The organism is Phycisphaerales bacterium (assembly GCA_040217175.1).
Lineage (GTDB): Bacteria > Planctomycetota > Phycisphaerae > Phycisphaerales > UBA1924 > JAHCJI01.
This window is the reverse complement of sequence record JAVJNT010000001.1, coordinates 1,605,549-1,631,019: the sequence shown is the minus strand read 5'-3', so window position 1 is coordinate 1,631,019 and position 25,471 is coordinate 1,605,549. Positions and strand designations below refer to the sequence as shown.

General features: G+C 67.2%; 12 protein-coding genes. 9 read left to right on the top strand and 3 right to left on the bottom strand.

Features of this window, described 5'->3' with window-relative positions:
* The 3 genes from RIA68_06995 to odhB all read left to right on the top strand — a co-directional run.
* Positions 1–1,111: GC-type dockerin domain-anchored protein (locus RIA68_06995; protein MEQ8317186.1), on the top strand; the 1,111-nt coding region annotated here is incomplete at its 5' end.
* A 283-nt stretch (positions 1,112–1,394) separates the two neighbouring features.
* The gene (locus RIA68_06990) at positions 1,395–4,316 is read left to right on the top strand and encodes a 2-oxoglutarate dehydrogenase E1 component (protein MEQ8317185.1); all 2,922 of its coding nucleotides are present in this window, start codon (positions 1,395–1,397) and stop codon (positions 4,314–4,316) included.
* A 43-nt stretch (positions 4,317–4,359) separates the two neighbouring features.
* On the top strand, positions 4,360–5,724 hold the full coding sequence (gene odhB, locus RIA68_06985; GenBank protein ID MEQ8317184.1) for a 2-oxoglutarate dehydrogenase complex dihydrolipoyllysine-residue succinyltransferase: 1,365 nt from the start codon (positions 4,360–4,362) through the stop codon (positions 5,722–5,724).
* Between the two features lie 72 nt (positions 5,725–5,796).
* On the opposite strand, the gene RIA68_06980 is transcribed toward odhB, so the two are convergent.
* The gene (locus tag RIA68_06980) at positions 5,797–6,303 is read right to left on the bottom strand and encodes a phosphatidylglycerophosphatase A (GenBank protein MEQ8317183.1); all 507 of its coding nucleotides are present in this window, start codon (positions 6,301–6,303) and stop codon (positions 5,797–5,799) included.
* On the bottom strand, positions 6,300–6,953 hold the full coding sequence (gene pgsA / locus RIA68_06975) for a CDP-diacylglycerol--glycerol-3-phosphate 3-phosphatidyltransferase (GenBank protein ID MEQ8317182.1): 654 nt from the start codon (positions 6,951–6,953) through the stop codon (positions 6,300–6,302). The genes RIA68_06980 and pgsA overlap by 4 nt, the downstream gene beginning before the upstream one ends.
* A 192-nt stretch (positions 6,954–7,145) precedes the next feature.
* Here pgsA and RIA68_06970 point away from each other — a divergent pair, with 192 nt between their 5' ends.
* The 5 genes from RIA68_06970 to RIA68_06950 are packed head-to-tail and all read left to right on the top strand — an operon-like array spanning position 7,146 to position 14,078.
* Entirely contained in the window at positions 7,146–8,096 is a 951-nt protein-coding gene (locus RIA68_06970) for an NADH-quinone oxidoreductase subunit J (GenBank protein ID MEQ8317181.1), read from the top strand.
* Positions 8,089–8,454 carry an NADH-quinone oxidoreductase subunit NuoK gene (nuoK, locus tag RIA68_06965; GenBank protein MEQ8317180.1) on the top strand — a complete coding sequence of 122 codons (366 nt, stop codon included), beginning with the start codon at positions 8,089–8,091 and terminating at the stop codon, positions 8,452–8,454. Before RIA68_06970 ends, nuoK begins: the two co-directional genes overlap by 8 nt.
* Entirely contained in the window at positions 8,451–10,781 is a 2,331-nt protein-coding gene (locus tag RIA68_06960; protein MEQ8317179.1) for an NADH-quinone oxidoreductase subunit L, read from the top strand. The genes nuoK and RIA68_06960 overlap by 4 nt, the downstream gene beginning before the upstream one ends.
* 18 nt (positions 10,782–10,799) lie before the next feature.
* Positions 10,800–12,452 (top strand): NADH-quinone oxidoreductase subunit M, encoded by a 1,653-nt coding sequence (locus RIA68_06955; GenBank protein MEQ8317178.1) that lies wholly within the window; start codon positions 10,800–10,802, stop codon positions 12,450–12,452.
* Positions 12,453–12,458: 6 nt separating this feature from the next.
* Positions 12,459–14,078 carry an NADH-quinone oxidoreductase subunit N gene (locus RIA68_06950; protein MEQ8317177.1) on the top strand — a complete coding sequence of 540 codons (1,620 nt, stop codon included), beginning with the start codon at positions 12,459–12,461 and terminating at the stop codon, positions 14,076–14,078.
* Positions 14,079–14,094: 16 nt separating this feature from the next.
* Here RIA68_06950 and RIA68_06945 read toward each other — a convergent pair whose 3' ends face one another.
* Positions 14,095–14,934, bottom strand: a complete 840-nt coding sequence (locus RIA68_06945) for a hypothetical protein (protein ID MEQ8317176.1) — start codon at positions 14,932–14,934, stop codon at positions 14,095–14,097.
* Between the two features lie 811 nt (positions 14,935–15,745).
* On the opposite strand from RIA68_06945, the gene RIA68_06940 reads away from it, so the two are divergent.
* The gene (locus RIA68_06940; protein ID MEQ8317175.1) at positions 15,746–25,465 is read left to right on the top strand and encodes a hypothetical protein; all 9,720 of its coding nucleotides are present in this window, start codon (positions 15,746–15,748) and stop codon (positions 25,463–25,465) included.
* The last annotated feature ends 6 nt before the right edge of the window (positions 25,466–25,471 follow it).

Sequence of the window (25,471 nt, the reverse complement as noted above, 5' to 3'; positions counted from 1 at the left end):
CACCCAGACCATCGTGCCGCCGGAAGCCGCGTTCGGCGACGGGTTCGGGACGTCGATGTCGGTGGATGGCACGCGCCTGATCGTCGGTTCGATCTATGCCGATTACGTGCTGCCCGACGCGGGCGGGGTCTACGTCTACGAGTACTCGGAAGGCTCGTGGCAGGAAATGGACCGGCTGGCATCGCCCGCGCCGCGGTTTGCCAGCGAGTTTGGTTCGTCGGTGTTGCTCCAGGGCGACGTCGCGCTCGTCGAGCAGGACGCTGATGCGTACGTGTTCGAGCGTGTTGGAGACGAGTGGCTCTTGCGTGATCGCCTCATTCCGCCGAGCGCTCCAGGCGGCATCCGATCCTTCGGTAATGAGATGGTGATGACCGAAGACTGGCTATTCATTGGCGCACCGTTCGACGACACTATTGCCGCAAATGTTGGCGCTATTTATGTGTACGAGCGAACCGACACAGTTAGCTTTTCGTTCTCTGAAAAGCTACTCCCACCGGATCCGGACACCAATCGCCCGCGTCTGGGCGCGTCACTTGCAACGGATGGGCAGACGCTTCTTGCAGGTGCACCAATTGCTGAGGGAAGGTTTCAAGGCCAGGGCGAGGTCTATTCGTACGAACTGGATGACGGCCGTTGGGTGCTCCGACAGCAATTCACCCACGATGATCCGGTTCGACGCAACGATGTGTTCGGGTCATCGCTGTCCTTGTCCGATGGAAGATTGCTGGTGGGCGCGCCCGGCAGGTCAGGTGCGTACGTGTTTCAGCGCGACAGCGACGGGCGGTGGTTTCAGTCCGGGAGGCTTCCCGAGTCGGGCAGCCTCGGAGGTCGCGCGGGCGCAAGCGTGGTTGCGAACGGCGAACACGCCTTGGTCGGAGCTCCCGATGGCGCCTCCGGCGGTTCCATCACCGGGGTGGGCTACGCCTACGACTTCGAGTGCCTCATCTGCGAGGTGGACCTCGACCTCGACGGCGCCCTCACCATCTTCGACTTCCTGACCTTCCTCAATCTCTTTCAGGACGGCGACCCACTCGCCGACTTCGATGGCGACGGCGAGCTGACGATCTTCGACTTCCTGGCGTTCCAGGATGCGTTTACCGCGGGGTGTTGAGGAAGACAGCGACGGAGCGACGCAGCGACGGAGCGACGAAGGGGTGGTCGGAAGCCGGCCTGCCCTGCTCTTCCCTTCGTCGCTCCGTCGCTTCGTGCCTTCGTCGCTTCCCCACCCCCGAATACCCCCGTCCGCCCTCCGGTTGGCTCGTCCAGAAGGTCCAAAGAACGAATCCGCGTGGACCGATTGGATAGACTTAGGTGAACAGGTCCGGGGCACGGCCTCGCGGCGTTTTACGCGGGGTGGGGGCCCCGAACGACAGTGGACTCCGAGGGTAATCCCTATGTCCGACGGACCCCGTGCCGTGCCCGCCTCGGTCAATGGCTGGAACGCCCAGTTCCTTGATCAGGCCTACGCGAGCTATCTCGAGAACCCAGAGTCGGTCGCTCCCAACGTGCGGGCGTTCTTCCAGGGCTTCGAGCTCGGCGGCGGCAGCGGAGCGCCCACGGGCAGCTCCGGCGGCGACGCCGACAGCGACTTCCACGCCAAGGTCGATGACCTCGTGTTCGCCTACCGCGATATGGGGCACTTGGCGGCCAAGCTCGACCCGTTCGGCCGGCCGAGCGACCCGGTGGCGTGCCTCGACCTGACCGAGCACGGGCTGAGCGAGTCGGATCTCGGCCGGACCATCAACGCCGACCGGCTGGGGATGGAGGGGCCGCTGACGCTTGGCGAGGCGATCGAGCGGCTCGAGCGGACGTACTGCTCGACCATCGGCGCCGAGATCATGCACGTGCCCAGCCGGGCCGAGCGTGCCTGGCTCGTCGAGCGGTGCGAGCGGCATGGCGGATCGATCGCGTTCGACTCGGGCCGGCGCGTGCACATCCTGCGGCAGCTCTTGCAGAGCGAGATGTTCGAGAAGTTCCTGGGCCGCCGCTACCCGGGCGACAAGCGCTTCAGCCTGGAGGGCAGCGAGACGCTCATCCCGCTGGTCAACGGCGTACTGGAGCACTACAGCGAGCACGCGGTCGAGGAAGTCGTCATCGGCATGGCCCACCGCGGCCGGCTGAACGTGCTCAACAACGTGCTGGGCAAGAGCTACGAGCAGATCTTCACCGAGTTCGAGGACACCTGGGAAGAGGACTACACCCAGGGCGGCGGCGACGTGAAGTACCACCGCGGCTACTCGAGCGAGCGGCGCTTCCCCAACGGCCGCGCCCTGCACGTGGCGCTCAGCAGCAACCCCAGCCACCTCGAGGCCGTGGGCCCGGTGGTGCAGGGCCGCACGCGCGCGAAGCAGCGCCACCGCGGCGACAAGGACCGCACCCGCGTCGCGCCGGTTGTCATCCACGGCGATGCGGCGGTCATCGGCCAGGGCGTGGTCGCCGAGACGCTGAACTTCTCCCAGCTCGAGGGCTACGCGACGGGCGGCACGATCCACGTCGTCGTCAACAACCTCATCGGCTTCACGACGTCGCCGCGCGACGGCCGCTCGAGCCGGTACTGCACCGACGTCGGCAAGATCGTCGGCGCGCCCGTGCTGCACGTGAACGGTGAAGATCCCGACGCCTGCGTGATGGCGGCCCTACTGGCCGTCGAATACCGCCAGACGTTCAAGAAGGACATCTTCATCGACATGCACTGCTACCGCCGCTTCGGGCACAACGAGCAGGACGAGGCCAGCTTCACGCAGCCCGTGCTCTACGGCCTGATCAAGAAGAAGAAGAGCGTGCTGAACGGGTACGCCGAACGACTGCTGGCCGACGGCGTCATCTCCGACGACGATATGGAGCAGATCCGCAAGCAGCTCGACGCGTCGCTCGAGCAGGCGCAGGAGGCGGCCAAGCAGTCGCCCTACGACCCGACCATCGACCCCGGAAGCGCTCGGTGGGTGGGCATGACGCATAAGTACAGCTTCGAGCACAAGTCGACCGCCGTCGCGATGGACACGCTCAAGGAAGTCTGCGATGCGCTTGGGTCGGTGCCCGATGAGTTCAACGTGCACCGCAAGCTCAAGAAGCTGCTGGCCGAGCGCAAGTCGCTGCCCGAGACCGGCGACATCAGCTATGCCGACGCCGAGAGTCTCGCGTACGGCACGCTGCTGCTCGAGGGCGTGCCGGTTCGCCTGAGCGGACAGGACAGCCGTCGCGGCACGTTCAGCCACCGCCATGCGGTGCTGGTCGATAGCCAGAGCGCCGAGAGCTACATGCCGCTCAACCACATCCGCTCGGTGGGCGAGCCGGGCACGGGGCTCGAGCCGCTGCAGCCCGGACCCGACGGCAGGCTCGCGCAGGCGAAGTTCTGCGTGTACGACAGCCCGCTATCAGAATTCAGCGTGATGGGCTTCGAGTACGGATACGCGCTGAGCGATCCGAACATGCTCGTCGTCTGGGAGGCGCAGTTCGGCGACTTCGTCAATGGTGCGCAGGTCATCATCGATCAGTTCCTCACCAGCGCCGAGCTGAAGTGGGACCGCTGGTCGGGCCTGGTCATGCTGCTGCCCCATGGGTACGAGGGCCAGGGGCCCGAGCACTCGTCGGCCCGGCTCGAGCGCTTCCTGAAAGCGTGCGCTGACGACAACATCGAGGTGTGCTACCCGACGACGGCGGCGCAGACCTTCCACATGCTGCGTCGGCAGGTCCGCCGGCCCTTCCGCAAGCCGCTGGTGGTGATGACGCCAAAGAGCCTGATCCGTACGGCGACGAGCAAGATCGAGGAGCTCACGCGCGGCCGGTTCATGGAGATCCTCGAGGACCCGCGTTTCGATGGCGATGCCAGCGGCGGATCTTCGGGAGACAACGGCAAGAGTGCGAAGAGCGCCGACCCGAGCAAGGTCCGCGACGTGATCCTGTGTAGCGGCAAGATCTACTGGGAGCTGGCCGAGCGGCGTGACGCGATCGGCCGCGAGGACGTCGCGATCATCCGCGTCGAGCAGCTCTACCCGCTGCACAACGACCTGCTGCGCGGCATCCTCGAGCGCTATGCGAAGGCCGAGCGAGTGACCTGGGTGCAGGAAGAGCCGCGAAACATGGGCGCGTACCAGTTCATCGCCGACAAGATGCGCCAGAACCTTGCCGGCCTCTTGCCCCAGGGCGATCTGGGGTACATCGGCCGCCGGGCGAGTGCGAGCCCGGCGACGGGCAGCAAGCGTCGGCACAAGGCCGAGCAGGCACAACTCATTGCCGAGGCCATCGGCTCGCTGGACAAGGACGACGAGAAGCAGCCGAGCACGACGGGCCCCAAGCTGGTCCGCGTGTCGGCCTAGCCTCTTCCCGATTCGGCCCGGGAGGGTCGCAGGAGCGCCACAGATGGCAACCAAGATCGTGATTCCGGAGGTCGGCGAGTCCATCACCAGCGGCGTGATCGCCGCGTGGAGCGTGGCCGACGGCGAGTACGTCGAGCGCGACCAGACGGTGCTCGAGCTCGAGACCGACAAGATCACGATGGAGGTCCCCGCGCCCGCCGCCGGCGTCATCAAGCACGGCGCTGCCGAGGGCGACGAGGTCGAGGTGGGCTCGTCGGTCGGCGAGATCGACGAGTCGGCCGAGAAGCCCGGTGGTGGATCGGGCGAGAAGAAGGCCGAGTCGTCGGCGTCTTCGCACGAGCAGCAGCCCGAGAAGCAGGCCGAAACCAAGTCGAGTACCGGTAAGGGCGAGAAGCGGCAAGCGTCTGACGGCGCCGGCGAAACTGGAGGCTCAACGACCGCGACGCAAGAGAAAGCCGCGGAGACCGAGCGCGTGCCGCAGGCACGGGTCGATCGCGGCCAGCCGGGACAGGCCACGCCGCTGGCCGAGAAGGTTGCTGGCGCCCACGGCGTCGATCTCGGTTCGATCAAGGGCACCGGCGCGGGCGGGCGCATCCGCGAGCAGGACGTGCTGGCGTACCTCCAGTCTGCTCCGCAGGGCAACGGTGCGACGAGCAATGGCTCGTCAAACGGCAGCGCTACCGCGCGAGGCGTGCACCGCGACAAGATGACGCCGCTGCGCCAGCGCGTAGCCAACCGGCTCGTCGAGGCCCAGCACACGGCGGCCATGCTCACGACCTTCAACGAGGTCGACATGACCGCCGTCATGGACCTGCGCAAGCAGTACAAGGAAGACTTCGAGAAGAAGCACGGCGTGGGCCTTGGCTTCATGTCGTTCTTCGTAAAGGCCGTGGTGCAGGGCCTCAAGGCCTTCCCGCTGGTCAACGGCTTCATCGCCGAGGACGACAGCGGCAAGCCCGTGATCCAGACGCACGACTACTGCGACGTGGCGATCGCGGTCGCCAGCCCGAAGGGTCTTGTGGTCCCGGTGCTTCGCAACGCCGAGCAGCTCTCGTTCGCCCAGATCGAGAGCGGCATCAAGGAGCTTGCCGTCAAGGCCCGCGACGGCAAGCTCACGATCGATGAGATGACCGGCGGCACCTTCACCATCACCAACGGCGGCGTCTTCGGCAGCCTCATGAGCACGCCCATCCTGAATCCGCCGCAGTCGGCCATCCTGGGCATGCACACGATCAAGAAGCGTGCGGTCGAGGACCCAAACAACCCGGGCAGCATCGCGCTGCGGCCCATGATGTACCTGGCGGTCAGCTACGACCACCGCATCATCGACGGGGCCGAAGCCGTGCAATTCCTGGTGACGATCAAGAACTGCATCGAGAACCCCGAGCGGATCTTGATGGACGTGTGAGCGAGCGCGTCTAGCGCGTCGAGCGATTGCGGAGAGCCTGGGCCGAGCCCCGGGCTTTTTCGTTCGCTCTCGTCAGATCTGCGCAATCAAGAACGCGAACCACAGCAGCAACGCGGCCTGGAAGCCGGCCATCAGGTCGTCGAGCACGACGCCCCAGCCGCCCGGCACGGCCTGCAACCGGTTCGCCGGCCAGGGCTTGACGATGTCCAGCGCCCTGAAGTAGATGAACGCCAGCAGCAGCGTGCCGATGCTCAGCAGGTCATTGCCCGGGACCGGCATGAGCGCCAGGCACAGCGCCATACCGGCGACTTCGTCCGACACGACCTGGCTGGGGTCCTTGCGGCCGAAGCGAGCCTCGGCCTTGTCTCCGAGCAGCACGCAGGACAGGGTGAACGCGATGGCGATCGGCAGCATCACCAGGCGGACGGACATCCTGTGGGCTTCGGCGGGCAGGGCGAGCACCAGCAGGATCGCCAGCAGCACCGGCGGCAGCGAGCCCCACGTGCCGGGGAAGGGCCGCATGTGGCCCAGGCCGAAGAAGGTGACCCATCGCAGGTTGCCGTCGGGTTTGGTGATCACGGGTGTTCCTGTATCGGTTGGGACCCGCTGGTGCGCAGGGCCCGTTGGACGTAGGGGACGGCCGAGGCCGCGGTCACGAGGGTAGTGCCCCATGCGGCCAGCGTGGCGAACCAGGCTGCCCACGCGGGCGGATCGCTGGCCCAGACGCCGGCGGCGAGCAGGCACGCGGGGATGGCCACGCTCTGGGCGATCATCTTGGCCTTGCCCGAGGCCGAGGCGGAGAAATCGACGCCCCGGGACTCGAACACACCGCGGATCGAGGTCACGAGCAGCTCGCGGCCCAGGATGACGACGGCCATCCAGCCCGTGAAGCCCGCCGCCATCGTTGTGCCGCCCTCGGAGCCGATCTGGAACTGCGGAGTCGCCAGCATGACGACGGCCCCCAGGACCAGCAGCTTGTCGGCGAAGGGGTCCATGATGCGGCCGAAGACGCTGATGGCCTGCCACTTGCGCGCCAGGTAGCCGTCGAGGGCGTCGGTGATGGCGGCCAGCACGAAGAGTACCGCCGCGGCGAGGATCGCCGGTTGCGGCCCGGTCCGGCCTTCGAGTGGCGGCAGGAGCGCGAGCAGCGCGACCAGCGCCGCCGCCATCGCCAGGCGGGCGATGGTCAGGGCGTTGGGAACGTGTCGCTTCCAGTCGGCGGCCGGCACGGGGCGAGCATAGGGCGATGGGGAAGGCCCCCGAATCGACCGCGCGATGGCGGCGCGCGGGCGTTGCCGGTGGAAGGTCGGTGGGCGTTGATCTACTGTGAGCCCTCACTCTGCCAGCCGGGACCGCCCCGGCCTTGCCATGCACACGGGGCCTTCGATGGCTCGGTCCGATTCGCCGCTCAGCCTATGGACATGATCGTTCATCCCGTGCTGCTGTTCGTCGCACTGGCCACCTGCGGCGCCGGCGTGGCGCTCTCGGTGCCCCGGCGACGGTTCCAGGCCAGCCTGATCGGCGGCATCATCGCCGCGACGGGCGTGGGCATCCTGATCGTGGCCCTTGGGGCGGCGTCGCTGGCGGGCGAGGGGCCTCTGCCCAACCCGGCCTTCCACGTGCTGGCGGTCATCGCGCTCGGCTCGTGCCTGCAGGTCATCACGCACCGGCGGCCCGTGTACGCGGCGCTCTACTTCATCCTCAGCATCCTCGCGACGGCCGGGCTGTACATCCTGCTCGCGGCCGAGTTCATGGCGTTCGCGCTGGTCATCATCTACGCCGGCGCAATCCTGATTACCTACCTCTTCGTCATCATGCTGGCCAGCCAGAGCCAGATGGAAGGACAGGAAGAGGGCATGGCCGACTACGACGCGGTCGGCCGCGGGCCAATCACCGCGACGATCGCCAGCTTCGCCCTGCTGGCCACGCTGACGGCCATGCTCTTCACCGGCGTGAATCAGGTCTCGCCGCAGACCGAGGCAGAGGCCGCCCAGGCCCAGATCGCCGTGCTCGAGCGGCTGCCTGGCAAGATCGAGAAGGACCTCGTCCGGGCCGACCTGATCGAGCGCGGCGATCGCGTGACGGGCATCACGGAAGACGGCGGCAGCGCCGTGGTCGAGACGGCGGGCGGCGGCACGCGGCAGGTGGCCCTTCCCGACTCGGTCGTCCCGACGAACACCGAGGGCCTGGCCTTCAACCTGCTTGGCGACTATCCCGGCACGATCGAGATCGCCGGCGTGATCCTGCTGATGGCCATGCTGGGCGCCGTCGTGCTCGCGCGCAAGTTCGCGCAGATCGACGAAGAAGCCAAGGCGGCCGCTGCGGCGGCGCTGGCCGACGGCAACGCCGATGGGGGGCAGCCGCATGCTTGAGGTGCTCGCCCCCGTGCAGTTGCTCGCGCAGTCTGCGTTCCCCCAGGCGATGGGCGAGGGCGTGCTCGCGCACTACCTGTTCGTATCGGTTGCCATGTTCACGCTCGGGCTGGTCGGCTTCCTGACCCGCCGGAACCTGATCATCATGTTCCTGTGCACGGAGATGATGTTCCAGGCCGCGGGCATCGCCTTGATCGCCTTCAGCCGGTTCCACCTGAACTACGACGGCCAGACGTTCGTGATCTTCGTGCTCACGGTGGCGGCGGCCGAGGCAGCACTGGCGCTCGCGCTGGTGGTGTTCCTCTTCCGCAAGCGTGACTCGCTGAGCGCCGAGGCGTGGACGGAGCTCAAGGGATGACCATGCTCTCGAGCCAACTGCCCTTGTCCTTCTCGACGATGCTGGCCGCGGCCGACGGGCCCTACCTCGTCAGCGGCGACGCACCTCTGTGGGTGGCGCTCATGCCGTGCCTGCCGCTGCTGGGCGCCGCGCTGTGCCTGGCCTGCGCCTGCTTGAACGTCAAGAACAAGTTCCCCGGCTATCTGACGGTGGGGCTTCTGGCCGGCGGCTTCGTCACGGCCTTGATGGCGTTCCTGGGCGGCCAGGACAACTACGGCATCGCCACGATCTTCCGCTGGATCCACGCCAGCATTGGCGCCGACAGCGACGCCAGCATCATTGCCAACTTTGCGTTCTACATGGACGGCCTGTCCATGCTCTGGATGCTGTTCGTGAGCGGGCTGGCGACGGTGATCGGGCTGTACTCGACTGAGTACGTCGAGCACGACAAGGGCCTGGGCTACTGCCGGTTCTTCTTCGCGTTCAACCTGTTCGTGTTCAGCATGTCGACGCTGGTGATGGCCGACAACCTGCTGCTGCTCTTCCTTGGTTGGGAGGGCGTGGGCCTGTGCAGCTACCTGCTCATCGGCTACTTCTACAAGAAGCCCGAGGCGGTGGCGGCCGCCAAGAAGGCCTTCATCATCAACCGCATCGGCGACCTCGGCCTTCTGATGGCCATCGGCGCGACGTTCGTCGTCTTCGGCACGCTCGAGTTCGACAAGCTGTTCGACATGGTCGCCCAGGGCATCGACGGCAACGGCGAGGCAATCGGGAACACCTGGGTGGTGGTGGTCATCCCGCTGCTGCTGACCGCGGGCGCCTTCGGCAAGAGCGCCCAGCTCTTTTTCTACGTCTGGCTGCCCGACGCGATGGAGGGCCCGACCCCGGTGTCGGCCCTGATCCACGCGGCGACGATGGTCACCGCGGGCGTGTACCTCATCGCCCGCATGTTCCCGCTGTACGCCGCCGACGATGCGATGATCGCGCTGACGGTGGTGGCCTGGAGCGGCGCCATCACGGCATTCTGGGCGGCGACCATCGAGTTCGCCCAGTACGACATCAAGCGGATCATGGGCTACAGCACGATCAGCCAGCTGGGCTTCATGTTCGCCGGGCTGGGCCTGCTGGGCACGACCGGCGCCGTCTTCCACGTGTTCACCCACGCGTTCTTCAAGGCCACGCTCTTCTTGTGCTGCGGCGCCGTCATGCACGGCTTTGGCGGCCAGCTCAGCCTCCGCCGCCTGAGCGGCGTGATGTGGATGAAGGGCTTCGGCATCACGGGCGTGTGCATGCTCATCGGCTGCCTGAGCCTGAGCGGCGTGCCCTTCACCGCCGGGTACTTCTCGAAGGACATGATCCTGGCCCAGGCGTTCGCGACGCCGGGCGAGATGATCGGCGGCGCATACTTCATCGGCCTGCTGCTGCTGCTGACGGCCTGCATGACGGCGTACTACACGTTCCGCGTGTTCTTCCGCGTGTTCGTCGGGCCCCGGCACTTCGAGCCGGGTGATGACGATCACGGCGACGATCATGGAGATGATCACGGGCACGACGCCCACGCTCACCACGCGACCGAAGACGAAGAGCCCGGCGACACCCTGCACACCGGCTTCCACCCGCACGCACCCGGCTGGGCCATGAACGGCGCGATGGCCATCCTGGCCGCGGGCACGATCCTGGTGGCCAGCTTGTACTTCGTGAACAAGAAGGAAGACCACGGCTGGGCCGGCACGATGGTCAAGTACTCGACGGCGGCGTATCCCTCGCCCGGCCTGTCGCATGGCGACAAGAAGGGCGACGCCGACGGTGCGAAGCCAGAAGAGTCGTCGGCGCCCGCCGCGAGCGCGACGTACGGCGACGAGTACGGCGATGATCACGGTGATGCTCATGCCGAGGCGGGCACGCTGCTCGGCCAAGACCCCTTCAAGATCATGTACTACGTGTCGGCCGGGCTCGGACTGCTCGGCATCCTGGCCGCGGCATGGTTCCACGGCCCCAAGGGCGCGTGGAGCCTGGGTCTCGGCAACCGCGTGGAGCCCGCCAAGGTGCGCATGGACGCGGTCGCCGCCCGGTTCGGGCCGATCCCCAGGTGGGCGGAAAACAAGTGGTACGTCGACGAGTTGTACCACATCGCGATCGTCAAGCCGCTTCTGGTGTTCAGCCACGTGTTCCACGCGTTCGATAAGCTCGTGATCGATGGACTGGTCGATCTCATGGGCTCGCTTCCGAGGTGGCTGGGCTCGATGCTGCGTCCGTCGCAGGACGGCGTGATGCACGGCTATGCGACCGGCATGGTGGCCGGGTCGGCCGTTCTGCTGGCACTCGTGGTCCTGGTGGCGTTGCTGTGACGAGGGGGACGGTCTGACGTGAGCTTGCTCTACCTGCTCATCCTGATTCCCCTGCTGGCCGCGGGTGCGATCGCGTTTACTCCTTCGCGGAACGCACGCGCCATCGCGGCGATCGGCTCGCTCGTTCCGATCGGGCCGATGCTGGTGGCGCTCTGGAAGTTCGATTGGAGCCGGGGTGGCGACCTGCAGTTCGTGGGCAGCTACGACTGGATCGCCGACATGGGCCTTCGCGTGGGCGTGGGCGTCGACAGCGTCTCGCTGCTGCTCATTGCGCTGACCGTGCTGCTCGGGCCGATCTGCGTCTTCGGCAGCTTTTCGGCGGTGAAGGACAATCCCAAGGTCTTCTACGGCTGGCTGACCGGCCTCCAGGCGGCGATGGTGGGCGTGTTCGCCGCCACCGACCTGCTGGTTTTCTACGTGTGCTTCGAGTTCACGCTGCTGCCGCTGTACGTCCTGATCAACCTCTACGGCTCGAGCAACCGCAAGCGGGCGGCGACGAAGTTCTTCCTGTACACGTTCACGGGCTCCATCATCGCGCTGGCGGGCCTCGTCTACGTCGTCTTCCACCACCGCAGCCTCGAGGGCGTGTGGACGTTCGACATTCCCACGCTCGCCACGACGGCGATGCAGATGCCCGTCGAGGCCCAGGCCCTGGTGCTGCTGGCGCTCATGCTTGGCTTCGCCGTCAAGGTGCCGCTGTTCCCGGTGCATACGTGGCTGCCGCTGGCGCACACCGAGGCGCCGACGGCCGGATCGGTCATCCTGGCCGGCGTGCTACTGAAGCTGGGTACGTACGGCATCTATCGATTCGCACTCGGCTTCGTGCCCGAGGCGGTCATCGCCTACGCCCCGCTCATCGCGGTGCTCAGCATCATCGGCATCATCTACGCTGGCTTGATCTGCTGGGTGCAGAAGGACGTCAAGAAGCTCGTGGCCTACTCGTCGGTGAGCCACCTGGGCTTCTGCGTGCTCGGGCTCGTCGCGCTGAACAACATCGGGCTCACCGGCTCGGTGCTCTACATGATCAACCACGGCCTGTCGACCGGGGCGCTCTTCCTGTGCATCGGCATGGTCTACGAGCGATTCCATACCCGCTCGATGGACGAGCTGGGCGGCCTGGCGAGCACGATGCCCATCTGGTCGTCGTTCATGGTGTTCTTCGTCATGGCGTCGGTCGGTCTGCCCGGGCTCAACGGCTTCGTCAGCGAGTTCATGTGCATCATCGGCACGTTCCAGAGCTCGCCCGCCTGGGTGCTCGAAGGACGTGAGGGCGCCGCCGGCGGCTCGCTCGGCCCGTGGTTCGCTTTCGCGGCGGGCTTCGGCGTCATCGTCGCGGCCATGTACCTGCTCTACATGACCGGCCGCGTCGTGTGGGGCACGGCCAAGCAGCCCGCGGGCCACGACGACGAGCACTCCGAGCTGCCCACGGACCTGAACGTCCGCGAGATCAGCCTCCTGACGGTGCTCGCGGTCGGCTGCCTGGCCCTGGGCGTCTATCCGACGCCGGTGATCGAGGCCATCGAGCCGTCGGTCGAGCGGACGCTCGAGCCATACCAGGATCTGCTGCAGATCCGGGCCGAGGAATTGGGCATCCGCGTTGACGCGGACGACACGCTCCTGACCGAGCCCCCCGCCGACGAACCGTCCGACTCGCAAGAAGGGGGGCAGTGATCACCCATGGCCGAGAAGATCGCCCTCATCTGGCCCGAGATCACGCTCTTCATCACCACCTGCGTGGTGATGATCCTGGGTCTGTCTCCCAACAAGCAGTGGCGCTCGCTGTGCCTGCCGGCGTCGATGGCCGGGCTCGCCGTTGCGGGCGTGCTCGCGGCGATCGGCATGTCGAACTCGCCGCAGGGCGACACCATGCTGCCCAACATGCCGGGATTCGTCAAGGTCGTGGTGGCGGTGGTGGGGCTCATGCTCATCCTGCTGCAGAGCGGTCTGATCGATCGGCGTGAGGAAGCGCTGGTGTCCGCGGGCCGAACCTTCAGCCCATTGCGCACCAACCGGGCCGAGTACTTCTCGCTCGTGCTGTTCTCGCTGACGGGCCTGATGCTTTGCGCGTCGGCGGGCGACCTGATCTGGCTGTTCCTGGCGCTCGAACTCACGAGCCTTCCGACGTACGTCATGGTCGCGATGAGCAGCTCGCGCGGCCGGGCCCAGGAAGCCGGCGTCAAGTACTTCTACCTCGGAGCGCTCGGCGCCGCGACATTCCTGTACGGCTTTGTCATGCTCTACGGCGGTACGGGCACGCTGAAGCTCGACGTCATGGCCGGCATCATCGCCGCCGAGGGCATCAACAACATCACCATGATTGGCCTTCTGCTGTCGATCGCGGGCCTGGCGTTCAAGATCGCTGCCGTGCCGATGCACTTCTACACGGCCGACGTGTACCAGGGTGCTGCCGCGCCGGTGACGGCGTTCCTCGCCTTCGTGCCCAAGACGGCAGGCTTCGTCGCGCTGCTGCTCATCTGCTCGGTCGCGGGCTGGTCGGCCGGTGCGGGCGGAGATGGCCTGCCCGAGGCCGTCCGCGTCATGCTCTGGGTGATGGCCGCAGTGACCATGACCGTGGGCAACGTGCTGGCCATCCTGCAGAACTCGGTCAAGCGCATGCTGGCCTATTCGTCGATCGCCCACTCGGGCTACATGCTCGTGGGCGTGCTGGCCGGGCCGGGCGACGGCACGTTCGCGGCCAGCGGCGTGTCGGCGGTGCTGTTCTACCTCGCGGCCTACGGCGTGACCAACACGGGCGCCTTCGCGGTGATCGCCTGCCTCGAGAAGCGTGCCGCCGATCGCGGCGAGCCGATGGAGGTCGAGGACTTCGACGACCTCCGCGGGCTGTGGCGCCGCGAGCCGGCACTGGGCGTCGTGCTGGCGATCGTGTCGCTGAGCTTGCTGGGCTTCCCGCCGCTGCTGGGGTTCATGGCCAAGCTACCCCTGTTCACGGCCGGCATCGCGGCGGGCGAGATCGCGCTCGTCGTCATCCTGGGCGTGAATTCGGCCATTGCCGCGTTCTACTACCTGCGGCTCGTCAAGGCCGCCATGATCGACGACGCGAACGGTTCGGCCGACTCGCCCGATCGCCCCGAGCACCATCCGGCGTACGGGCTGCGATTCGCGACGGGGGCCATCTCAGCCGTTGGCGTCGTGGTTCTCGCGGCACTTGCCGGGCAGTTGGCCGTCAGTGCGACGAACGCGTCGATCTACGCCGAGCCGATGACGGCGGGCGACACGGGCGGTCTGATCACCGTGCAAGAAGAGCGCGAGCCCGAGTCCGCTGCCCCGAGCGTGTAGCTCTCGCCGTTCTGGCTCAGCTCTCGGCGACCTTGCGGACGACGAGCCGCTGGATGCCCAGCCCGACAACGCCAAGCACGAGCCACGCGACGAGCCACGCCTGCGTCGGCGTTTCCTCGATCGGCAGCGGCGTGCCCATCGCCGCCTGGATCTGGATGGCCCCCAGCGGCCAGATCGCGGCGCCCATGAACGCGGTCGTAGCGCTCGCGACGCGGGCCGGCCAGATCGCTCCGAGCATGGCTCCGAACAATCCGCAACCGAAGATGGCGATCGCCGCGTGCCCCTGGTGGGCTTCGGGCACGCGGTCCCAGGCCTGCGCTGCCTGATCCGCAATCGCTTGCGTGCCGACGGCGGTGGTGCTCGTCGGTGCGGCCGCGGCTTCGTTGCTTGCAGATTCGCCCGCGACGTCGAGCGACACCGGTTGGACGGCGACCGTCGGAGCGGGTGGCGATGCGGCGGGTGCGGTCGGATTGAGCGGAAGGTGGGGCGTTGCAAGCACGGCGATGCAGGCAGCGGCGGCCGCGGCGGTCACGCCGGCGGCGGCGGACACGACCAGGCGCATCGCCACGAGCGCGATCACGACGCCCAGGCCCGCGCCGCCCGCGGCGGCAACCAGCGAGCCGGGCAGGCCCGCGACGTCCGGTACGGCGACGTGGCTCGCCAGCGTAAAGCCCGCAAAGAGCCCGGCCGTCCCACCCGCGGCGGCAAAAGCGAGGCTCACGGCCCTGGCGCCGGCAGCCCAGAGCATGATGCCGACGACGATGGCGATGCCCGCGACCAGCGTGGCATCGCTCGAGCCGCTCGCCTGGATCAGGCGTTCGACCAGTCCTTCGGCTTGTCCGACTCCGGAGAGCACTCGCTGCCTCCCTCTGCCCCCGTACGTCCCATAAGGCAAACGTACGGCTCCCCTCAGGATACGCGTCCTCTGCAGGGATAGATCGGTGGGTGAACGAAATGTCACTGGCCGATTGCCGGCCGGATCGACGGAGGCGGTGGGCTGGCGCGGCTCTCCCGGTTGTTCATCAAATCGTGCTGGCTATCGGTCGGCTGCAACCGACGTCGGCGACCGGGCGTAGAACTGTTGGAAGGCCCCGGGCCGGCGCGCGCCGGCCCCCTCGGCCGAGCCGCCAACCCCCGCTTGTTGGCAGCACGGCTCCGCCGAGTGGCATCGCGACAACCCGAGAGCGACGAGCATCGGGCCGCGAAGTGCAGGGTCGCCGAGTTTGTTCGGATTGTGCTGGGAGCGGCGTCCTGCCGGCTCCCCGCGACGCTCGGAGGATGGGATGCGCGCCACGACGGTCAGAGGCCGAGCATCGTGCGAGGTCGATTCGGTCCGAGTGGTCGCAACCCGGGGAGGCCGCCTAGTCTCGCCCGGAGTCGTCTGATATGCTTGTCGGCTCTGGCACGCGGTAGGATGCGACGCGGCCGAGTCCGGGATGGACCCCACCGCATCCGCACGTGCAAGGCGCCCGGCACGGTGCCACGCCTTGCCCGGCCCTCCCGGCCCTGGGAGCGGCCCGCTGCAACGCCCCAGGGCGCTGCAGCACTCGGACGTTCCGCCCCGGAGCGTGCGAAGAACGCCGGCCACCAGCCCACCCAGGCCGGCCAGGAAGCCCCGACGAAACCACCGCGTGTCGCGGTGTCGCAACAGCTAGCGAGGAGCGGTCATGAAGCCCAACCGCCGTGCAAAGACCCGCCCGTACGTCCGTCGTCGTTCGCAGGTGCAGGAGGCCGCGCACGGCGCGGCGTCGCGCCTGGCGGGCCTTGCGGGTCGCGCCAGCCGACCGGACGTCGAGCCGCTCGAGCCCCGCCAGCTCCTGTTCGCGTTGACGATCGATCCGTCCACGGTCGATCCCACATCGGGCGTCGGTTTCGCGACGGCCTTCTTTGGGTACACCATCCCGTATCTCCAGTTCGCCGACGACATCGAGATCGATGACGACGACGTTGCCGAAGAGAATTTCGACGAAGCCGGCGCGGTCGGCTCGACGATCATCTCCCAGCGCGTCTTCGAAGAGTCGCTGCTGTTCGTGCGGCACAACATCTCGCCCACGGCCGACTTCCGACTCGTCGCGCCCCCCGGCGCCGACCCCGATGACGACCAGCGGCTGGTCGAGGCGCTCCTGCAGACGGGCGAACAGTTCAGCTTCTCGTTCCTGAACACGGAAGACGACACCGACCTCTTGCGCGCCATGCGGTCGTTCTCGATCGATTTCGTGGCGTCGCCGGGCAGCACCCAGGGCCTCGACCTCGAGAACACCCGAGTCACGCTGCTGCTCCGCGGCGAGGCGATCGCCTCGTTCGAGGGCCGCGATGAGCTGGTGAACTTCAGGACCGGCGGAGGCGGACCGGCCGACGGCGTGGGCACCTTCGTGTTCCAGGCGCCGCCCGTGGTTTCGGGCGAGCCGCGTCCGGCATTCGACACCATCCGATTCGAGTCGATCGGCGGACCCAGCGATCGCTTCCGCTTCGACAACATCTCGGCCGCCCTGCCTCCGGGCAACTTCACCGGCGTGATCGAGGACCGCATCTTCGGTGCCTACCTCACGCTCGCGGGTACCGCGGGTACCACCGTCGAGCTCTTCGACCTGTACGGACGGTCGCTCCTGGCGACCATCGCAGTGGGCACGCCCGAGGAAGGCACGCTCACCATCATCGACTCGAACGACGACGGCGTGCCGGACTTCAACGACGGCATCGGTCGCATCGTGTTCACCAACGCCGACGAGGCGACGTCGCTGACGTTGTTCGGCGCTCAGATCGAGCAAGGCGAGCCCGACCCGGATGCGGACTTCTCGGAGGGTGGCTTCAACCTCTCCGTGATCACCGACCTCACGGATTCGGCCGACGCCTTCGAGGACGCCGGCTTCGGCTACCGGCTCGTGCCCGATGGCGACGGCGAGGTCGACGGGCTGCCGCCCATCGCCGGCTCGGTCATCATCGGCTCGCCCTTCGATCGCGACAACACCTCGTCCTCCACGTACGACCCGGGCGGAACGGCGACCTTCAACTCGTTCACCAACCCCGACCAGGGCATCTTCGCGCTGGGCACGCAGAACGTTGGCTCGATCAACATCCACGGCCTGCTCTTTGGCTCCTCGGTCTTTAACGGTGCCGTCAACCAGCTGGGCTTTGGTTCGGTCCTCGGCTCGATCACGGTCAAGGGCGACCTGGGCGCGATGTTCGTCGCGTCTGACGCGGGGCTGTGGGCGCCCGACGAGAGCAACGACATCACCAAGACGGGCTCGCAGCTCCTCGTCGAGCGCACGCTGGGCCAGGTGCACATCGCCGGCCGCTCGCTCATGGACACGACCGTCGTCGGCGAGCTCAGCTCCTCGGTGCTGCGCCAGCCCCGCGACGTGACCCGGTACTACGAGTACGAGACGCCGCTGGGCATCGACACGGGCGGTGATGCCGACGTCCAGACGACCATCCGCGACCAATTGACGATCGGAACGTTCGAGACGTCGCTGGCGGCGGTCACCAACGACCTCGTCGCTGCGGGCTTCTTTGACTTCACGCCCGTCTTCGGCGCGCAGTACTACCGCAACGACTCGATCGCGAGCGCCGAGTTCATCGGCAACATCGGCAGCCAGGTGCAGATCGTCGGCGACCTGAGCTTCGGCGACCCGGTGAACACCGGCGAAGACAACGTCGACGTGTTCGGCATCCCGCTGGATGGCAGCCGGCCGCTGGTGGTCGAGGGCGTTCCCGACGACCCGTCGTTCCACTTCCGCCTGGTCGATGCCCGCGGGCGTCAGGTCGCGTCGGTCGCGTCCGACGAGCAGTTCGTCAACACGGGCCGGTACGTGCTGGAGTACACGCCCGAGTACGCCGGCGTGTATTACCTCGTCGTTTCCAGCGTCGCAACCGGTAGCACGGCCACCGGTGCGTTCTACGCGCTCAACGTCTCGGGCATGGCTCCCGTTACGCTTGGCGCCTATCGCACGGCCTCTGGCATGGGCTTCCCGGCCAACCAGCTCGCGCCGGGCGTGTCGGGCATCAGCAATAGCCTGTCGGTCAACGTGCTGTCGGGCTCGACCGGATCGATCCGCGCGGGCACCGACCTGCTCGACGGAGCCGGCGCGGCTACTAGCGCCGACGACAACATCAACTTCACCGACGACGGCACGGCCGCCGACGATCCGGCCGATCGGCGATCCGACCTGGCCGGCGGCAGCTTCACGATCGCGGGCAGCCTGTTCGAGATCTACGCCGGTTCGGACATCGAGACCGAGGGTGAGCCGCTCATCCTGCAGGTTGGCGGCAACCTTGGCTACCTCGTCACGGGCCAGTCGGAGGTCATCGGCACCGGTCCCGAGGAAGGTGACTTCTACTCGGGCGCCGGCGCGATCGTGTTCAACGTCGCGGGCAGCATCGGCTACATCGACATCTCCGGTGGCCTCGGCCTCGACTACGACTTCGATGATGATCAGATTCCCGCGGCGAGCCCGCTGGACTCCATCGTGTTCCGCACCGGTACGGGCGGCGGGGCCGGCGACATCGGCTTCATCCGCGTTGGCTCGCACGTGGCCAGCGATGCCGTCAGCATCATCACGAGCGCCGGCTCGACGGTGGGCGGCTTCGTCGTGTCGCAGGACGTCGATTTCTCCGACGAAGACATCATCGTCGGCATCGACTCGGCCGCACGGACCTCGAGCCAGGGCGTCAACTTCGACCTGGGCCCGGGCAGCGACATCCGATTCATCGACACGCCCAACCTGACCAACACCTTCGGCGTCGACGCCGGCATCGACCTGGTCATCGGCGAATCGGTCGAGCTCGTCGATGACGCGGGTGGTCGATTCCTCGTCGAAATCAACGGCGTCGGCGCACAGGGCACGGTCGTCGGGTTCCTCCGCTTCATCGGCATCGATTCGGCCGAAGGCGTCGCGCTGGCGACGGTCGAAGCCGATCTGACCGGCGGCCGGACGCTCAACATCACGACGCTGCAGGGCTCGGCCGACGACGTCATCAGCATCGGCCGGATCGACGTGACCGGCGCCGATGCGCAGTCGTCCATCGACATCTCCGGCGAGATCCAGGTCGACGTGTGGCAGATCTTCCAGAGCGGCGGCGGCGCGTTCGACGAGATCCGCAACAACACGCCCGGCGGCGACATCGTCGCCATCGACGTCGTCGGCATCAACGAAATCCAGATCGTCGGCGATCTCGGTCGCACGCAGCTGCCCGAGTTTGGCCCGCGCCGGATCTCGCCGTTCGTGGGCATCGGCGGCGAGCAGGTCCAGGGCATCGGCCGCGATGACTCCTTCACCATCCCCGCGGAGGTGATCGACCCTGATTGGGGCGGCGGCATTTACCGACCGGTGGGCGATAACGCCTACCCGGGCGGCGGTGCGTTCCTGAGCGACATCGGTTCCCCGCTCGACCCGTACCTCGACGGCCTCTTCGTCCGCACGGGCAACCTCACCCTGCTCCGCGTTGGCGGCGGCGTGGGCGACGTCATCCTGAGCCCCACGGGCGTCATCCAGGACATGCTCGTCAATGCCGACATCGGGCCGACCGCCGGCCAGCCCTCGGGCCGATTCGATGGCATCTTCGGCACGATCTTCGCCGGCGACATCGTCGACCTGAACGTCGGCATGGGCCTGGCCCAGCGCTCCGGCGACGCCTTCGCGACGACCGGCATCTTCGCCGTCGATGACATCGACAACCTGGTGGCCGAGGACGCAACGCTCTTTGGCAGCATCGTGGCGGCCAACAACGTCGGTGAGGGCGGCGGTGGTGCGCTGAACGGCATCGACAACCTGAGCCTGCGCAACAGCAGCATCGTCGACGCCTACGTTGGCGCGACGCTGCTCGACGAGTTCTGGGTGGGCGTGAACTACGGCGATGCGTTCGTTCGCACCGGCGAGATCCGCGTGCTCACGGGCGACGAGGACTCGACCGTGTTCCGGACGCGCATTGCAGCGCTCTCGGCCGATTCGATCCGCATGGATGGCAACATCGACGCCGTCCAGATGTCGTTCAACGACTCGGTGCTCGATATCGACGCGGCAAACATCGTCAACAGCACCGGCGGCGGTACGCCTCGCGAGTTGTTCCGCTCGTTCATCAGCGTGGGCGGCGACCTTGACAACCTGACGGTGGGCCGCGGCTCGGGCGCCGGATCAACCGACGGCGTCTTTGCCGATACCTTCCTCGAGGTCAACGGCGAGGTCCGCGAGTTCATCGAGGGCCGCTTGTTCCAGCGGTCGGACATCCGCGTGGCCGGCACGATCCGTTCGTTCGACGCGGACAACCTCCGCTCGACGCAGGTCATCACGGGCCAGCTGACGCAGATGATGGTCGCCGAGGCGATCCGCGCTTCGGAGATCAGCGTCTCGGGCCCGCTCATCAGCCTGATGGCCCAGGAGATCACCGCCACCAACATCAACGTGACCGGCCCCGACGGCCGATTGGACAGCCTCGTCGTCGAGACGCTCTTCGACGGCGGCATCCTGGCGACCGGTCCGATCACCCGCATCGAGGCGACCGACGGCGACCTGCGTGGCTCGCTCGAGACCCGCACCGATCGCGGCGACGTCACCAACCTCATCGCCGCGCGTGACATGCTGCTGAGCACCGACATCAGTGGCACGCTCACCAACCTGGTCGTGGGCCGAAACCTCGGCGACATCAACGACCCGAGCGTCGTGCTCGTCCGCGGCGACCTTGCCGGCATCGACATTACCAACGGCGGGCTCTACTCGGACATCCGCGTGGCCAACGCCATCACCGGCACCGTGGTGATCGGTGCCCAACCGGGCTTCCCGGGCAACAACCGCATCCCCACCGGATCGATCGAGGCTTACGGCCGGATCAACTCGGTCGTGGCCAATGGCGACTACGCCGGAAGCATCATGAGCTTCTCCGGTGGCATCGGCAACGTGACGATCAACAACGGCTCGCTGCTGCCCAGCGGCTCGGTGGCGGCCTTCAACGGCGATATCGGCAGCCTGGTCATCAACAGCGGCCACCTGTTGGGCGACGTGCACGCCGACAACACCATCTTCAGCATTACCGTCAATGCGTCCGAGGACGGCATCTTCGGCGACATCGGCGTCAACCCGGCGCTGTCCAGCTTCATCAGCGCCGCGACGCTGCGTAACCAGCTTCCTCCCGGCGTGGGCGTGACCTCGGGCTTCGATGGCCCCAGCATCACCGCCGGCCGAGACATCGGCGTGGTCACCGTGACCAACGGCTCGATCTTCGAGGCCGTCTTCCACGCCCGCAACGCCATCGGGCAGATCAACGTCCAGGGCGAAGGCAACATCGCCAACGACGCCAACACGACCGGCTTCGGCACGCAGATCGTGGCGGGCAACTCGGTGGGCTCGGTCAACGTGTCGGGCTCGGCGTCGAACCTGCTGGTTGCTGGCGGCCTGTTCCACCTGGGCACCGACGGACGCGCAGGCGGCGTCGGCGACGCAACCGACGTCAACAAGGCGGGCCGCGTCCGCGAAGTCATCATCGCCGGCGACGCGACCAACGTCGCCGTCGCCGCGGGCATGGTGGCCGGCGAAGACGGGCTGTACAACACCGAGGACGACCTGCACACGCTGGGCGTCTCGGTCATCGGCAACGTATCGGTGGGAGGAGCGATCGACAACGTCAGCGCCTTCACCGACACGGGCCAGCCCAACCGCACCGCGGGCATCACCACCGGCGGCCAGGCGACCCCGGTCGTCGGCGGCAACCTGTTCATGCTGCCGTTCGTGGCCGACCAGTCGAGCTTCGACTTCTCGACGCTTGGCGAGGTCATCGCCTCGGGCACGTCGATCGACTTCACCCGCGGCTCAGCCTCGGGCACCATCAGCTTCAGCGGGCCTGGCACGGCCGTGTGGGACGAGGCCGGCGGCCGGCTGATCCTCATCAGCACCGGCATCGACAGCAGCGTCACCGTGACGAGCGACACCGGCGCCCTCGAGGACTTCAGCATCCTCAGCAACGACGATGCTTCGATGGGACGCATCGACGTCCAGGCCGTGATGTTCGGCAACTCGAACATCGTCATCGACGGATACGCCCGCGAGATCGTGCTCGGTGGCTTCCAGGGCTCGGGCAACATCCTCGTCGGCAACGACGTGCAGCTGCTCGAGACCGGCTCGCTGCTCACCAGCGGCACCGTCAGCGCCACGCTGCTCCGCCAGCTCACCGTCAACGGCGATCTGGGCGGCTCGCTCCCGCAGCTTCCGGGCGAATTCGTGACGCCCACGCTGCGCATCTTCGGCACCGAGGCCATCACCGTCCAGGGCTCAATGCGTGCCAACATCAGCGTGGATAACGGCATCCGCGGCGCCCTGTTCGTCAACGGCTCGATCATCAACAGCGTCATCCGCTCTGGCGCCGACATCCAGAGCATCACCGCGTTCGACATGTCCGGCACGATCGTGTCGACGGCCAACGCCATCGACGCGGTCAACATCACGGGCGACGTCTTTGCCAGCAACATCCTGGCCGGAGCCGACATCGGTCGCGACGCGGCCTTCGGCGGAACGGGTGTGAACGCCGACCGGACCAACGGCGGCAACCTTGGCACCGTGAGCGTGGGCGGCAACTTCGTCCAAAGCTCGGCCACGGCCGGCGTCCTTCGCGGCGCCGACGGCTTCCTGGGCACCACCGACGACGTCGTGTCGGGTGGCCGGTCGAGCATCGGCTCGGTCAGCATCGGCGGGACCCTGGTGGGCTCCAACCGCGGCTCGGAGACGTTCGGCGTCTTCGCGACGGGCGACATCGGTCCGGTCACGGTCAACGGCCAGGCAGTCACCGAGCAACGCAACTTCAGCGTGGCCGTCCTCGATACCCTGCCGCTGGTCGTGCAGGTGAACGACATCGAGGTCGTCTTCGACGGCGGCATCTACACCGCGCGTGTCTTCTTCAACCAGGATATGAACGCCCAGACCCTCCGCGATGGGCTGATCATCAGCGAGGTCCGCGAGGGCGGGCTGGTGAAGATCCGCCTGGACCAGGGCGAGGACTACCTGTTCGAGTACGACGCGGCCCAGAACGCCGCCGTCATCACGTTCTTCGATTCGGTCACGCGTCGCGACTTGCCGCAGCTTCCCGGCGTGGCCGGTCCGGGCCTCTACCGCTTCGAGCTCGACCCCAACGTGGTGCGAGGCCAGAACGCGGCGGCGCGCCTGGACGCCGACGGCGACGGATTCGCCGACGACGACCTGTTCTTCGCCGGCGATGCCTTCGTGGGCGACGTGGGCGACAAGATCTCTCCCAACACGCTGATCGTGGACCGCGGCTTCCTTGGCCCGGCCCGCATCGACTTCTACGGCCCCGGCAGCCTCGACACGGCCCTCGACGACAAGTTCCAGCCCGATGCGCTGCCCGACGTGAACACGCCGTTCACGCTCCGCGGCTTCGTCGGCGACCACCCCGACGTCGATGCCCAGTCGTTCTCGCTGGCCAGCGACGTCGACCTGTACGCCATCACGCTGCAGGCCGGCCAGATCCTCCGACTCGGCCCGAACACCGGCTCGGCGTTCAACGCGAACGTCGACTTGTTCGGCCCGGACTTCTCGTTCCAGTTGGGCGTCGACAACGCGAGCATCACGCTGCCGTCGGAGACGAGCCAGCTCCGCGAAGGCGTGGTGACTTTCGGCGAGACGTTCCTGATTACGCAGACCGGTACGTTCTACATCGCCATCTCGAACACCACCGACCCGTCGACGCCGTTCGACGTGGACGCGATCGAAAACATCGAGCCCTCCGCGGGCCTGGTGGGCAGCTACTCGCTGACCGTCGAAGTGTTCGACGACGGCGACTCGGGCTTCAGCGCCTCCACCAACTCGGGCAACGGCCGCAACCTGGTCGAGGCGCCGTTCGCCTCGTCCTTCTCGGGCCCCGACGGCATCGTCGGCACCGAAGACGACCGGGCCCAGGTGACCATCGGCGCGTACACCTTCACGCGCAACCCTGAGACCGGGATCATCGAGGGCACCGACGGCAACGGCGTCGTGTCCACCCGCCTGAGCAACGGCACCAGCGTCACGGAGATTTCCTCGTCCATCGGCGGGTCCGGCGCCCGCGGCCGGTCGGGCGAGATCGCCGCCGACGTCGACGTCTTCCATCTCAACAACCGCCAGACCATCCGCGCCGGCGACGAGCTTCGCCTCACGGTCAAGCTGTCCGAGACCGGTGCCGACCTCGGCGGCCGCCAGTCGGTGGGCGCCCTGGACACCATCATCCAGGACTTCTCCGGGGCCGTGCAGTTCGGCCTGTTCAACACCACCAACTCGTCGGGCGTCGGTGACGGCCAGATCGTCTTCTCGCCCAGCGAGTTCGGCACGGTGTCGGGCGCTGGTGCGGAGATCTTTGCCGAAGACGACCTGCTCCGCTACGGCACCGACGAGAACGGCGACTTCTTCATCGTCGCCCAGGCGCCCAGCACGGGCACGTATGCCTTCTACATCCAGGGCGTGTTCAATGCCGACTACGTGGTCGAGATCGAGCGTGTCCAGCGTGGCCCGGGCGTCGCGGCATTCGCCGGTCCGGATGGCGCCTTCGGCACGTTCGATGATCCCCAGCGGATCATCGAGGGACGCTTCCGCTACACGCTCGACGCGGGCGACGACGGCATCCGTGGCACGGGCGACGACATGGTGATCAGCCAGATCGACACCCAGAGCCAGAACGTGCTGCTCGAGTTCAACGGCGGCAGCATCGACTGGCTCCAGGTCGGTGATCAGCTCACCGATCTGCTGCCATTCACCAGCGCGGCACTCGGCTTCAGCGGCAACATCGATGGCTTGCCCGTCGACACCTTCATCGAGCGCGAGCTGGTCGGCAACCTGAACGACATCTTCCAGGGTGCTGGCTACGACGTGACCTTCTCGGCCAACCCCAGCGACTTCCAGGGCGACGACTTCTCGACGGTGTTCGTCACCGACTCGAGCGACCCGATCAACTTCACCTTCTCGGCCGATCCGACGAGCCTCTTCTTCAACCCGTTCACCTTCGGCATCGGTGGCTTTGGCCTGGCGTTCGAGGAGATCTACGGCTACGCCGAACGCTCCGACCCATTCAACGCCGATCGCAACGACGAGGCCGTCGTGTTCGTGCCCCAGCTCACCGCCCTGGGCTTCAACCCCTCCGAGGGCGACGTCCGCGACCTGACCGATGCCCTCGCGGCGGCGGTCGGCCGACGGGTGGGCGAACTGCTCGGCCTGCGCACGACCTTCCTCACCGGTCCGGGCGCTGCCGTCGACGTCTTCGGCGCCAACAGCCCGGGCAACCTGCCCAGCGGCGACTACATCGTTCCGGCGTTTGCCCGCCCGTTGTCGAGCCGCTTCGACCCGCTGGACGACACCCAGTTCTTCCTGGGCCAGCAGAACTCGGCATCGCTGCTCGACTCGATCCTCAGCCGGATCTGAGCGTCC

Bases quoted from the DNA above. Each gene is read 5' to 3' on its own strand.
- RIA68_06940 (MEQ8317175.1), top strand. From the start codon at position 15,746: ATGAAGCCCAACCGCCGTGCAAAGACCCGCCCGTACGTCCGTCGTCGT.
- RIA68_06970 (MEQ8317181.1), top strand. From the start codon at position 7,146: ATGATCGTTCATCCCGTGCTGCTGTTCGTCGCACTGGCCACCTGCGGC.
- RIA68_06990 (MEQ8317185.1), top strand. From the start codon at position 1,395: ATGTCCGACGGACCCCGTGCCGTGCCCGCCTCGGTCAATGGCTGGAAC.
- RIA68_06950 (MEQ8317177.1), top strand. From the start codon at position 12,459: ATGGCCGAGAAGATCGCCCTCATCTGGCCCGAGATCACGCTCTTCATC.
- RIA68_06960 (MEQ8317179.1), top strand. From the start codon at position 8,451: ATGACCATGCTCTCGAGCCAACTGCCCTTGTCCTTCTCGACGATGCTG.
- nuoK (MEQ8317180.1), top strand. From the start codon at position 8,089: ATGCTTGAGGTGCTCGCCCCCGTGCAGTTGCTCGCGCAGTCTGCGTTC.
- odhB (MEQ8317184.1), top strand. From the start codon at position 4,360: ATGGCAACCAAGATCGTGATTCCGGAGGTCGGCGAGTCCATCACCAGC.